The sequence below is a fragment of the Nonomuraea sp. NPDC049784 genome (genome assembly GCF_040659615.1).
Taxonomy (GTDB): domain Bacteria; phylum Actinomycetota; class Actinomycetes; order Streptosporangiales; family Streptosporangiaceae; genus Nonomuraea.
On record NZ_JBFAMX010000318.1, the window covers coordinates 1 to 11390 of the forward strand.

Annotated in this window: 11 protein-coding genes and 1 pseudogene; 2 read left to right on the plus strand and 10 right to left on the minus strand. The window is 71.9% G+C overall.

Going from position 1 to position 11390, the window contains the following annotated elements:
• Both AB0J09_RS40435 and AB0J09_RS40440 read left to right on the plus strand, forming a co-directional pair.
• On the plus strand, nt 1-221 hold a 221-nt coding region (locus tag AB0J09_RS40435; protein ID WP_360703125.1), incomplete at its 5' end, for a hypothetical protein.
• 28 nt (nt 222-249) lie between these two features.
• Nucleotides 250-1740 carry a cation acetate symporter gene (locus AB0J09_RS40440; RefSeq protein ID WP_360703127.1) on the plus strand — a complete coding sequence of 497 codons (1491 nt, stop codon included), beginning with the start codon at nt 250-252 and terminating at the stop codon, nt 1738-1740.
• A gap of 346 nt (nt 1741-2086) precedes the next feature.
• Here AB0J09_RS40440 and AB0J09_RS40445 read toward each other — a convergent pair whose 3' ends face one another.
• From AB0J09_RS40445 to AB0J09_RS40490, 10 genes and pseudogenes are all read right to left on the minus strand, one after another.
• A complete protein-coding gene (locus AB0J09_RS40445; RefSeq protein ID WP_360703130.1) occupies nt 2087-2926 on the minus strand; it encodes a deoxyribonuclease IV in 840 nt (279 codons plus the stop codon).
• Between the two features lie 94 nt (nt 2927-3020).
• Complete coding sequence (alc, locus tag AB0J09_RS40450; protein WP_360703132.1) at nt 3021-3968, minus strand: allantoicase; 948 nt, start codon at nt 3966-3968, stop codon at nt 3021-3023.
• Nucleotides 3969-5273 (minus strand): allantoinase AllB, encoded by a 1305-nt coding sequence (gene allB, locus AB0J09_RS40455; protein WP_360703135.1) that lies wholly within the window; start codon nt 5271-5273, stop codon nt 3969-3971.
• Nucleotides 5274-6428, minus strand: coding sequence for a glycerate kinase (locus AB0J09_RS40460; protein ID WP_360703138.1), 1155 nt, complete (start codon nt 6426-6428; stop codon nt 5274-5276).
• A 95-nt stretch (nt 6429-6523) separates the two neighbouring features.
• On the minus strand, nt 6524-7822 hold the full coding sequence (locus AB0J09_RS40465; protein WP_360703140.1) for a nucleobase:cation symporter-2 family protein: 1299 nt from the start codon (nt 7820-7822) through the stop codon (nt 6524-6526).
• Between the two features lie 173 nt (nt 7823-7995).
• Complete coding sequence (locus AB0J09_RS40470; RefSeq protein WP_360703142.1) at nt 7996-8211, minus strand: EF-hand domain-containing protein; 216 nt, start codon at nt 8209-8211, stop codon at nt 7996-7998.
• 141 nt (nt 8212-8352) lie between these two features.
• Nucleotides 8353-9735 carry an 8-oxoguanine deaminase gene (locus AB0J09_RS40475; protein WP_360703144.1) on the minus strand — a complete coding sequence of 461 codons (1383 nt, stop codon included), beginning with the start codon at nt 9733-9735 and terminating at the stop codon, nt 8353-8355.
• Nucleotides 9732-10205, minus strand: a complete 474-nt coding sequence (locus tag AB0J09_RS40480; RefSeq protein WP_360703149.1) for a (2Fe-2S)-binding protein — start codon at nt 10203-10205, stop codon at nt 9732-9734. Before AB0J09_RS40480 ends, AB0J09_RS40475 begins: the two co-directional genes overlap by 4 nt.
• On the minus strand, nt 10205-11065 hold the full coding sequence (locus AB0J09_RS40485) for an FAD binding domain-containing protein (RefSeq protein ID WP_360703146.1): 861 nt from the start codon (nt 11063-11065) through the stop codon (nt 10205-10207). Before AB0J09_RS40485 ends, AB0J09_RS40480 begins: the two co-directional genes overlap by 1 nt.
• Nucleotides 11066-11070: 5 nt before the next feature.
• Nucleotides 11071-11390, minus strand: a pseudogene (locus tag AB0J09_RS40490) (urate oxidase); the annotation flags it as partial.

Genomic DNA, 11390 nt, shown 5'->3' on the forward strand with positions numbered 1-11390 from the left:
CGGACGAGGACGGGCCCGAAGTGACGGCGATCATGGGGCGGCAGTTACGGCAGGCGCTGCTGACCGTGGGCGCCGTCGCCGGACTGCTGGTGGGCGTCCCGGTGATCGCCGTGTGGGTGCCCGCCCCAGGGGCCTGGGTGGCGCTCTCGCTGGCCCTGCAGGGTGCGTGGGCCGGGCTGGCCGTTCTGCAGCTGAGGCGGGCGGAGCGGCTGGAAAGATGAGCGTGCTGCGGCTGAGGCGGACGGCGAGATGACCGTCGCGGTGCTGACCGGGATCGCCTTCGTGCTGGTTCTGGGCGTCATGGTGGGCGCCGCGCGACCTCGCCGCTCAAGCGGCGTCTCCGACTTCTACGTGGCGGCCAGGGCGGTACCTCCCTGGTGGAACGGCGCCGCGATCTCGTCCGAGTTCACCTCGGCCGCGGCCTGCCTGGGCGCGGGCGGGCTCATCGCCACCCGGGGTGGGCCGATGTTGTGGTATCCGGTGGGCGCCACCGCCGGGTTCGTCGTCATCCTGGCCCTGGTCGTCGCCCCGTTGCGGCGCTCTGGGACGTACACGCTGCCGGACTTCGCCGAGTGGCGGCTGAGATCGGCCAGGCTGCGCCGCTTCACCACCTGCTTCCTGCTGGTCATCGGGCTGGCGTTCATGGTCGCGCAGCTGCACGCGGCCGGCGTCGTGGTGCGTCTGCTGACCGGGCTGCCGCCCTGGCTCGGCTGGGCGGCCGTCGCGTCGGCGGCGCTGGTCGTGGCGTTCACGGGCGGGCAGGGGAGTGTGACCAGCGTGCAGGCCTCCCAGTTCTGGCTGAAGCTGGTCGCGTTCGCAGGGGTCGGGGTGGTGTGCTGGTGGATGGGCGGCGCGCGGTCGGTCACCTGGTTCGAGGGGGCCTACCGGGCCGGCGAGGCGGGGCTGGCGGGGGTGGGCGACACGTCGCTGCCCGGCGTGCTGACGGTGATGGTGGCCTGCGCTCTGGGGACCATGGGGCTGCCGCACGTGATCGTCCGCGTCTACACCAACAGCGACGGGCGCGGGGCGAGGCGGTCGATCGTGGCGACGCAGGCCATGCTGGCGGTGTTCTGCGTCGTGCCGCCGCTGTACGGGCTCCTGGGGCACGCGTACGTGCGTGGTGCGGAGGTCGACGAGGTCGTACTGCTCCTGCCCACCAGACTGGCTCCAGGGCCTTTGGGGGACGCGCTCACGGGGGTGCTGGCCGCCGGGGCGTTCGCGGCCTTCCTGGCCACCACGGGAGGCGTTCTGGTGGCGGTCGGGGGCGCGGTGTCGACGTGCCTGTCGCGGGCCGGGGTGAGCTCCTTCCGCACGGCCGTGGGCCTGGTCCTGCTGGCCGCGCTCGTCCTGACGGCGGTCAGCACCCCGCAGACGTCGGTGTCGCTCGTCCTGATCGGCTTCAGCCTCTCGGCCGCCACGTTCTGCCCGCTGCTGGTGCTGGGGATCTGGTGGCGGCGGCTGACGGACGCCGGGGTGGCGGCCGGGTTCGCGCTCGGCGGGGGAGTGACGGCGGTGCTCGTGTTCGGGCAGGACGCGGGCGTGAAAGTGGGCGTGCTGACCTCCAGTCCCGCGCCGGTCGCCGTGCCGGTCGCGTTTGCCGCGATGATGGTGATTTCCCTGGTCACACCGGGTCGGATGCCACGCGGCGTGGGGCGGATGATGGCCAAGATGCATCTGCCCGAGCACCTCGCGGGCCCACGAACCTACCGCTCATCGCATCACGGTGACCGCTCGCCGTAAGAACACTCTCCGTATATCGATGACTACGGACCGTTCAACGAGCTGCTCATAAACAGGGTTACCCCCGCAAGATCGCGACCGTAGTGTTTCGGCATCGGAAAGCCACCCGGCGCATCGGGGGGGACGAGCCGGGGGGCTCATTACAGGCCTGATGCGCCGGCTTCACCGGTGACCGCGCTGGTCACCACGGCTGCCGGGCCTTCATTCGGGGGTAGGGCCCGCCATGCCGGTCCCGTGAAGGGGCGCCTGCTGAGGCCCTCAGAGGCCCCGCTATCCGGCCCGCGGGGGCGGCCGGATCGCGCGAGCAGGCGCCCCTGTCACGATTCGTACATCGCCGGGGTTTCGGTCAGCTGTCGCGGAGCTTCTTCAGCAGCGCGATGTCCTCGGCGTGCTTGGGCGCCTTGCCAGGCGTCTCGATGCAGAGCGGCACCCCCGCCATGGCCGGGTGCCGCATGAGCTCGGCGAACGGCTGGGCGCCGATGTGCCCGGCCCCGATGTTCTCGTGCCGGTCCTTCTTGGCCCCGCACACGTCCTTCGAGTCGTTGGCGTGGATCAGCTTGAGCCGCCCTGGGGCGATCTCGTGCAGGGCGTCGAACGTCTCCTTCACCCCGCCCTCCGCGGCGAGGTCGTGACCGGCGGCGAAGGCGTGGCACGTGTCGAGGCAGACGCCGGCCCGCGGATGCCACTCGAGCGTCGCCAGGTAGGGCTCGAGATCCTGGATCGTCGCGCACAGCATGGCGCCCTGCCCTGCCATCGGCTCGAGCAGCAGGTCGGGGCCGCCGTCGGGGATCTCGTCCAGCAACGGCAGCAGGTTCTCTCGCACCTGGCGCAACGCGTCGTCCCGCGACTGCGTGACCGCCGAGCCCGTGTGCACCACGATCCCCTTGGCGCCGATCTCCGACCCGCGCCGCAAAGTGTGGCGCACGATCGCGATGGAGTTGGCCAGCGTCTCCGGGCTGGGCGAGCCGAAGTTGGCGAGATAGGGCACGTGGATGAACGCGTCGACGCCCGACTCGGCCAGCTTGGCGTCCTCGTCGGGCTTGCCCTCGGTGAGCGCCCACCCGCGCGGGTTGGTGACGAACACCTGGATCATCTCGGCGCCGATCTCGGCCATGTACTTGAGGCCGCCCGTCGCCAGGCCGCCCGTGACGAGCACGTGCCCGCCGATCAGGGATGTTGGGGTCATGATGGCTCTCAGTCTAGGCGGAGCGCTCGTGCGGACAGAGCGGCCCGAGTCATCACAGTGAGTGACTGTCAGACTACCAACACCCCGGCCTCGGTCAGGTGGCCAGTTGGCCGTGGAGGCGGACGCGGGCCAGGCCGCCGTCCGGGTAGATGTCCACGCGCACGTGCGTGACCGGGTCCCGGTGATCGAGGCGGAAGCGGTGGGGGGTGTCGGGCTGGAGCCGGGTCCTCGGCAGCAGCTCCACCTCGCGTTCGCCGTCGAGGCCGGTCAGCGAGACCGCGCCCGGGGCGTTGAACAGCAGGTTCGTGGTGTCGATCTCCGCCAGCCTGAGCACGCCGCGTCCGGCCAGCCGGATGACCAGCCAGTCGTTGCCCTCCCCGCGGCGGCGGGCGGTCTCCCAGCCCTCCGCCTGGTGGCGGGCCAGGCCGGGGGAGATGACGTTGTTGGGGGCGGAGTAGAACTCGTTGGAGCAGGCGGTGACCAGGGCGCCGTTGGCCAGCGCGGCCAGGTCGAGGCTGAGCCCGTCGTACACCGACAGGTCGGGACGCGCCTCCCCATGCACCCGGAGGCGGGCGACGCCGCCGTCAGGGAAGATGTTCAGCCGCACGTGGGTGAAGCGGCGCGAGCCGGTGACGGCGAAGTGGTGCTCGGCGTCCCCCTTGAGCTCGGCCCGGGGAACGATCTCCACCCACGAGGCGGCCTCCAGCTCGGCCGGCGACGGGTGGCCCTCGACCGAGGCCGCCTCGACGGAGGCGTGCGGCGGGTAGTTGCCCTTGAACCACGCCGTGTCGATCACCACGCCACGGATCACGCCGGGAATCCCCAGTCGCACCAGCGCCCAGTCGTGGCCGGGCGAGCGGCGGCGCCGCGTCTCCCACCCGTCGTACACCTGCCCCTTGTTCCCGAACGTCTCCGCCTGGAAGCCCGGACGTCCCGGCCTGATCAGGCTCTCCTTCTCCGCGAACGACTCGTCGCTGGCCGCCACGACGGAGCCACCGAGGGTGCGCAGGGCGAGGTCCGGCAGGGTGGTGAAGGGTGACATCTAGTGCTCTCCCAACAGGAATCGTCCGAGCGGCACGCCGTCCACGGGCCGGCCGCGCAGCCAGGTGGTCAGTACGGAGCCCTTGAGCACGCGGCCGTGGTACGGGGTGACCGGGTTCTTGTGGTGGAGGAGCGAGGCGTCCACGGGGTTGTCGGCCGCGGGATCGAACGCCACCAAATCGGCATCATTGCCGACCTTTATGCCGCCTTTCCCGGAAATTTCGGCCATTGAGGCTGGATTGGCGGACATCCAGCGGGCCACGTCGCCCAGCCCGTACCCCCTCCTCGAGGCCTCCGTCCAGATCGCGGGCAGGCCGAGCTGGAGCGAGGCGATGCCGCCCCAGGCGGCGGCGAAGTCGGGCACCTTGAGGTCGGCGGGCGAGGGCGAGTGGTCGGACACGACGCAGCTCAGCACGCCCCTGCCCAGCCCGTCCCACAACAGGTCGCGGTTGGCCTCGGAGCGGATGGGCGGGCAGCACTTGTACGCGGTCTCGCCCTCGGGCACCTGCTCGGCCGCCAGCGTCAGGTAGTGAGGGCACGTCTCCGCCGTGACCGCCACGCCCTCCGCCTGGGCCTGTTCCAGCACCTCCAGGCAGGAGGCGCTGGAGACGTGGAGGATGTGCACGCGAGCGCCGGTCTCCCCGGCGAGCCGCACGACCCGCGAGACGGCGCTGCGCTCCGACTCCCCGGGCCGCGACTCCAGGAACTCCCGGTACGTCGGCCCGCCCGGCTCCCCGAGCAGCGCCGGGTCCTCGGCGTGCACCACCATCAGCCCGCCGATCCCGGCCACCTCGGACAGCGCCTCCCGCAGCTCGGCATCGCTCAGCGGCGGGAACTCGTCCACGCCCGACGGCGACATGAAGCACTTGAACCCGTAGACGCCGCGTTCACGCAGCGGCGCGAGGTCCTTGACGTTCCCCGGCACGGCCCCGCCCCAGAAGCCGACGTCCACGTGGCACTGCCCCTCGGCGGCCCGCAGCTTGGCCTCGAAGGCCGCCACGTTCACGGTGGGCGGGAGTGAGTTGAGCGGCATGTCGAGGATCGTGGTGACGCCTCCGGCGGCCGCCGCCCTGGTCGCCGAGTCGAACCCCTCCCAGTGTGTCCGCCCCGGCTCGTTGACGTGCACGTGCGTGTCGACCAGGCCGGGCAGGAGCGCCAGGTCGCGCAGGTCGATGTCCTCGGCGGAGTCGAGGGACGCGGCGTAGTCGTACAGGCCGGCGATCTTCTCGCCCTGCACGGCCACCGCCGCAGCCCGCTCGCCCTCGGGGGTGACGGTCCTGCGGGATCGGATCACCAGGTCGATCATCTATTCCTCTCGGAGGTGAACGGCGGCCAGCCGGGCGGCGAGCCGCTCGAGCAGCGGCCCGGCCTCGGCCATGCAGCGGTCGGGGTCGGGCTCCAGGTCCGTGAGCGCGTAGGCGGCCTCGATGCCCGCGGCCCGCAGTTCGTCGTCGGTGAGCGTACGGCGCCCGCAGACGGCCACCACGGGGACGCCTGCCCTGGCCGCGGCCTGTGCAACGCCGACGGGCGCCTTGCCCCGCAGGGACTGCTCGTCCAGCGACCCCTCACCCGTGATCACCAGCCGCGTGCCCTTGACCAGTTCGCCGAACCCGAGCAGGTCGAGCAGGTAGCCGATGCCGGGGCGGATCTCGGCGTGCAGGAACGCCAGCGCGGCGAACCCCACTCCACCGGCCGCCCCCGCACCCGGCGCCCCGGCCACGCCCATCGCCCGAGGGGTGCCGTCGTGCTCGACCGCCCCCATCAGCCCATGGGTCGCCGTCGCCACAGCCGCCAGCCGGGCCAGGCTCGCCTCCAGCGTCTTGACGTCCTCCGGGGTCGCGCCCTTCTGCGGCCCGTAGACGGCGGCGGCGCCGTGAGGCCCGAGGAGCGGATTGTCCACGTCGCTCGCCACCACGAACTCAATGCCGGAAATATCCACAAAACCCGTCATGTCAATGCGGGCGAGATCCTTCAGCGCGGCCCCGCCCCGCGGGAGGTCGTTCCCGTCGGCGTCCAGCAGCCGCGCGCCGAGGGCCTGCGCCATGCCCGCGCCCCCATCGGTGCACGCACTGCCGCCCAGGCCGAGGACCACCCGCTTGGCGCCCCGGCGTACGGCGTCCGCGATCAGCTCGCCGGTGCCGTAGCTGGTGGCGGTCAGCGGCTCGTGCCCGCCGGGCAGGCGGCGCAGCCCGGACGCCTCCGACAGCTCCACCACCGCCGTCGCGTCCGTCTCCTGCCAGGCGTACGAGGCGGGAATCCGCTCCCCGGTGGGCCCGGTCACCTCGATCGTGACCCGGCCGAACCCGTCGGCGACGGCCGCGTCGACGGTGCCGTCGCCCCCGTCGGCCACCGGCAGCTCCACCGTGGGCACGCCCAGGCCGGCCGAAACGCGCGATGCCACCTCGGCCGCCGTCAGCGACCCCTTGAACTTGTCGGGGGCGACAAGAACCTGCTGAACCACAACGAACCCCTACACGATGGTGAACAATGTCCTGACACGCCTTCCTGCCCGGTGCGAGCGGGCAGGAAGGCGTGACTCATCATCACATCCCCGGCTCAGCGCCCGCGCAGGTGGTTGAAGACGAGGTTCAGGACGATCACCAGGATGCTGCCGGTGCTGATGCCGCTGTTCAGGATGGTCTGGGCCCAGTCGGGGAACTTGTCGTAGAAGTCGGGAGCGCCGACCGGGATGGCGGCCACGCCGATCGAGACGGCCACGATGACGAGGTTGTGGTTGCCCTCGAAGCTCACCTTCGTCAGCGTGCGGATGCCCGAGGCGGCTACCGTGCCGAACATGGCGATGCCCGCCCCGCCGAGCACCGGCTGAGGGATGGCCGCGATCACCGCGCCCAGCATGGGGATCAGCCCCAGGACCACGAGGACGCCGCCCGCCGTGGCGACCACCCAGCGGCTGCGCACACCGGTCAGCCCGACCAGGCCGACGTTCTGGGCGAAGGCGGTGTAGGGGAAGGTGTTGAAGACGCCTCCGAGCGCCGTGGAGAACCCGTCGGCCCGCAGCCCGTCCGCCAGCCGCCGCGGCGTGAGCTCCGAGCCGGTCATCTCCGAGACGGCCACGAAGTCGCCGGTCGTCTCCGTCATGGACACGAGCATGACCACGCACATCGAGACGACCGCGGTCACCTGGAAGGTGGGCAGGCCGAACGCGAACGGCGTGCTGATCCCGAAGAGACCAGCCTCCCCGACGTGCGAGAAGTCGGTGAAGCCGAGCGGGATCGCCGCCACCGTGCCGGCCGCGATGCCCACCAGGACGGCGACCCGGCCCAGGAACCCCGTGGAGAGCCGGTAGACGGCCAGGATGAGCAGCAGCACGGCGGCGGCCATGGCGATGTTCCGGGGCTGCCCGTACGTGGGGCCGCCCACCCCGCCGGCGGCCCAGTGGGCGGCCACGGGCAGCAGCGACAGCCCGATGATCGTGATGATGGTCCCGGTGACCAGCGGCGGGAAGAACCTGACGATCTTGGCGAAGTACGGGGCCGCGGCCACGACCAGCAGCCCCGACACGATGACCGCGCCGTAGATAGCCGGGAGCCCGCCCTGCGTCGTGCCGATCAGGACCATCGGGGCGACGGCCGCGAACGTGCACCCCTGCATGATCGGCAGCCGGATCCCGAACCGCCACACGCCCACGCACTGGATGAGCGTGGCGATGCCGCTGACCAGCAGGTCGGCGTTGATCAGGTACGCGAGCTGGTCGGGAGGCAGCTTGAGTGCCCCGCCCACGATGAGCGGCACCGCCACCGCTCCCGCGTACATCGCCAGCACGTGCTGAAGTCCGAGCGTGCCCAACTGCGCGATGGGCAGGCGCTGGTCGACCGGATGCACCTCAGTTGTCATGGGCCACTCCAGGGGGTGAGGGGGTGACCTCCAGTGAACAACCGGGCGCCGTACGAACCTATGCACGAGGCCATCAACCGGCGCCCGCTCCGCCCATCGCCAGGTGTGCGATCCTCCAACGCGCCTCACTCCTGGCCAGGGGCCGTTTGTGCGGATCGCGGCGGGCCCGTGGCTCAGGAGACGGTGCGGATGAACTCCTCCAGCGAATAGCGGCCGTCCTGATCCGAGTCGGCCGCCTGGCTCATCGCCCCGAGCGCCTCCGCAGGGAGGCCGGGGAAGTGCTGCCTCAGCTCCGCCTCGCTGATGTAGCCGTCGCCGTCGGTGTCGATCGACGCGAAGGTGTTCTTGAGCTCCGCCAGCCGCTCGTCTGGGAGTTCCTCCGACAACACGGGACCGCCCTTTCCTGCTCGTTCCTGGACGTGTCCACCCTAGCCGCGTTTTCCTCCCTTCATTCGCGACTGACCTGCGCTCTTCCGCTTCGCCGCGTGCCGTGACGGTGCCGATCAACGGGCCTGGCCGCCCGGGGCGGCTCAGTGGTGGACCTCCTTCGCGGCGGTGATGCCGCGCTCCTCGGCCAGCCTCATCAGCCGCCGGTGGGCCGCAGCCCCCGCGCGCCCGGTGGCGTCCTGGGAGACGGTCCGCAGCTCGCCGTCCTCGACCACGGTGCGCCCGCCCACCAGCACCCGGGCGAGCGGTGGCGGGGGCCCGAAGACCAGCGCGCAGACCGGGTCGGCCACGGCCGAGGTGAAGGGGCCGTCGACGCGCCACAGGGCGAGGTCGGCCAGCTTGCCGGGTTCGAGCGAGCCGAGCTCGACGTCGCGGCCGAGGTTGCGTGCCCCGCCCAGGGTGGCGATCTCCAGGGCCTGCCTGGCCGTGAGCGCGCCGGGGCCGTACCTGGCGCGCTGGAAGAGCAGGGTCTGACGCATCTCACCCGCCAGCGACGTCAGCTCGGAGGAGGCGCTGCCGTCCACGCCGAGGCCCACGTTCGCGCCATGGCGCAGCATCTCGGACACGCGGGCGATCCCGGCGCCGAGCCGGCCGTTCGACGAGGGGCAGTGCGCGGAGCCCGTGCCGGCGGCGGCGAGCTTGCCGATGTCGGCGTCGCTCAGGTGCACGGAGTGCGCGAACCACACGTCGGGGCCCAGCCAGCCCAGCTTCTCCATGTAGTCCACGGGACGCAGCCCGAACTGCGCCACGCAGTGCTCGTCCTCGTCCAGGGTCTCGGCGATGTGCGTGTGCAGGCGCACGCCCTTGGCCCTGGCCAGGGCGGCGGACTCGGTCATCAGCTCGGCGCTGGCGGAGAACGGCGAGCACGGCGCGACCGCGACCCGCAGCATCGAGGAGTACGACGGGTCGTGGTAGGCGTCCACGGCCTCCGACGTGGCGGCCAGGATCTCGTCCAGCTCCTCGACCACGACGTCCGGCGGCAGCCCGCCCTGCGACTCGCCCCTGTCCATGGAGCCGCGGGCGGGGTGGAAGCGGATGCCGACCTCGCGCGCCGCCTCGATCTCGGCCGCGAACAGGTCGCCCCTGCCCTTGGGGAAGACGTAGTGGTGGTCGCTGGAGGTGGTGCAGCCCGACAGCGCCAGCCAGCCGAGCCCGGCCGAGGCCGCGCCCCTGACCACTTCGGCGTCCATGGCGGCCCACACCTGGTAGAGCGCCACCAGCCATTCGAACAGCGTGGCGTCCTGCGCCAGCCCCTGCGAGGCCCACTGGTACAGGTGGTGGTGGGTGTTGACCAGGCCGGGGGTGGCCAGGCAGCCGGTGCCGTCGATCCTGGTCGTGCCCGGCACGTCGGGGGCGGGCCCGGGGCCCAGCTCGGCGATCAGGTCCCCCTCGATCCTGATATATCCGGATTCGATCTCGGGGCCGACGACCGGCGCGATGTACACGTTCTCGATGAGCAGGCTCACTCGGCGGCCGCCTTCCGTGACGCGGCCAGCCGTACCGCGTCGATGATCTTCTCGTAGCCCGTGCACCGGCACAGGTTGCCCGCGAGCGCCTCCCTGATCTCCGCGTCGGACGGCCGCCCCAACCGCTCGATCAGGTCGTGCGCCTGTACCAACAGCCCCGGCGTGCAGAACCCGCACTGCACGGCCCCGCACTCCACGAACGCCTCCTGCACCGGATCGAGCCGGTCCCCCTCGGCGAGCCCTTCGACGGTACGCACCTGCCGCCCCTCTGCCTGCCCGGCGGCGACCAGGCAGGAGCAGACCGGCACGCCGTCGAGATAGACCGTGCAGGAGCCGCACTCGCCCTGCTCGCAGGCGTTCTTGGAGCCGGGCAGCCCCATGCGCTCGCGCAGCACGTACAGGAGGCTCTCGCCCTCCCAGACGTCGTCGGCGCTCTCCTCGCGGCCGTTGACGGTGAAGGTCACGCGCATCATGCCGCCCTCCTTCCGAGGTGGTCGTTCCAGGCCCAGGTGAGCGTGCGGCGGGCCATCACGCCGACGGCGTGCACGCGGTACGCGGCGGTGCCGCGCACGTCGTCGATCGGCGCGGCGGCGGCCGCGCACAGCTCCCCGAACCGCCTGGCCAGCGCCGGGTCGAGCGGCGCGCTCCAGTCGAGCTCGCGGGCCAGCAGCTCCTCGGCCTCCGGCGCCCGGCGCGGCGTGGGCGCGGCGGATCCGATCCCCGTGCCGACCCGCCGCTCGTCCGGGTGCAGCGCGATCGCGAACGAGCACACCGCGATCACCATGGCGTTGCGCGTGCCGACCTTGGAGAAGTACTGGGGACCCGTCGCCGGCTTGACGTGAACGGCCCTGATCAGCTCGTCCGGCTCCAGCGCGTTGCGCTTGACCCCCAGGTAGAACTCGGCGGCCGGGATCATCCTGACGCCGCGGTCGCGCGACTCCACCTCCACCACGGCGTCCGCGGCCAGCAGCGGCGGGTGGCTGTCGCCCGCGGGGGAGGCCGCGCCGAGGTTCCCGCCGACGGATCCGCGGTTGCGGATCTGTGGCGAGCCGACCGTGCGCGACGCTTGGGCCAGCCCCCGTAGCGGCCCGCCCAGCTCCTCGATGATCGTCGTGTACGGCACCGCCGCCCCGACCCGGCACATGCCGTCCACCATGGCCCATTCCCGCAGCTCGGCCACCTGGTTGAGGTCGAGCAGCGCCGCAGGCCTGCGCACGTCCATGTTGATCTCGACCATGACGTCGGTGCCGCCCTGGATGGGCACCGCCTCGGGCCGCTCCGCCTTGGCGGCCAGCGCTTCGTCCCACGTCGTGGGCCGCAAGAAGTCCATTTCCCCTACTCCCAGGCGAATCCGGCGTCGGGTGCGTCCTCGCGCAGCACGCTGCCCTCGATCAGTCCGTACGGGCGGTCGGCCGCGTAGAACACCTCGTTCTGGTTGTCCAGGCCGAACGGCGACAGGTCCACCAGGAAGTGGTGTTTGTTCGGCATCGCGAGCCTGACCTCGCAGATCTCGGGGCAGGTGGTGAGGGCTCGCTCGCCCATGGCGTACAGGGTCTGCTGCAGCGAGAGGCTGTAGGTGTCCGCGAACGCGTCCAGCAGGGACCGCCGCACCTGCTCGTACGACTTGCCGTACGCGGGCGTGTCGCCGCTGTGCC

Bases quoted from the DNA above. Each gene is read 5' to 3' on its own strand.
- AB0J09_RS40440 (WP_360703127.1), top strand. From the start codon at position 250: ATGACCGTCGCGGTGCTGACCGGGATCGCCTTCGTGCTGGTTCTGGGC.
- AB0J09_RS40445 (WP_360703130.1), bottom strand. From the start codon at position 2,926: ATGACCCCAACATCCCTGATCGGCGGGCACGTGCTCGTCACGGGCGGC.
- alc (WP_360703132.1), bottom strand. From the start codon at position 3,968: ATGTCACCCTTCACCACCCTGCCGGACCTCGCCCTGCGCACCCTCGGT.
- allB (WP_360703135.1), bottom strand. From the start codon at position 5,273: ATGATCGACCTGGTGATCCGATCCCGCAGGACCGTCACCCCCGAGGGC.
- AB0J09_RS40465 (WP_360703140.1), bottom strand. From the start codon at position 7,822: ATGACAACTGAGGTGCATCCGGTCGACCAGCGCCTGCCCATCGCGCAG.
- AB0J09_RS40480 (WP_360703149.1), bottom strand. From the start codon at position 10,205: ATGCGCGTGACCTTCACCGTCAACGGCCGCGAGGAGAGCGCCGACGAC.
- AB0J09_RS40485 (WP_360703146.1), bottom strand. From the start codon at position 11,065: ATGGACTTCTTGCGGCCCACGACGTGGGACGAAGCGCTGGCCGCCAAG.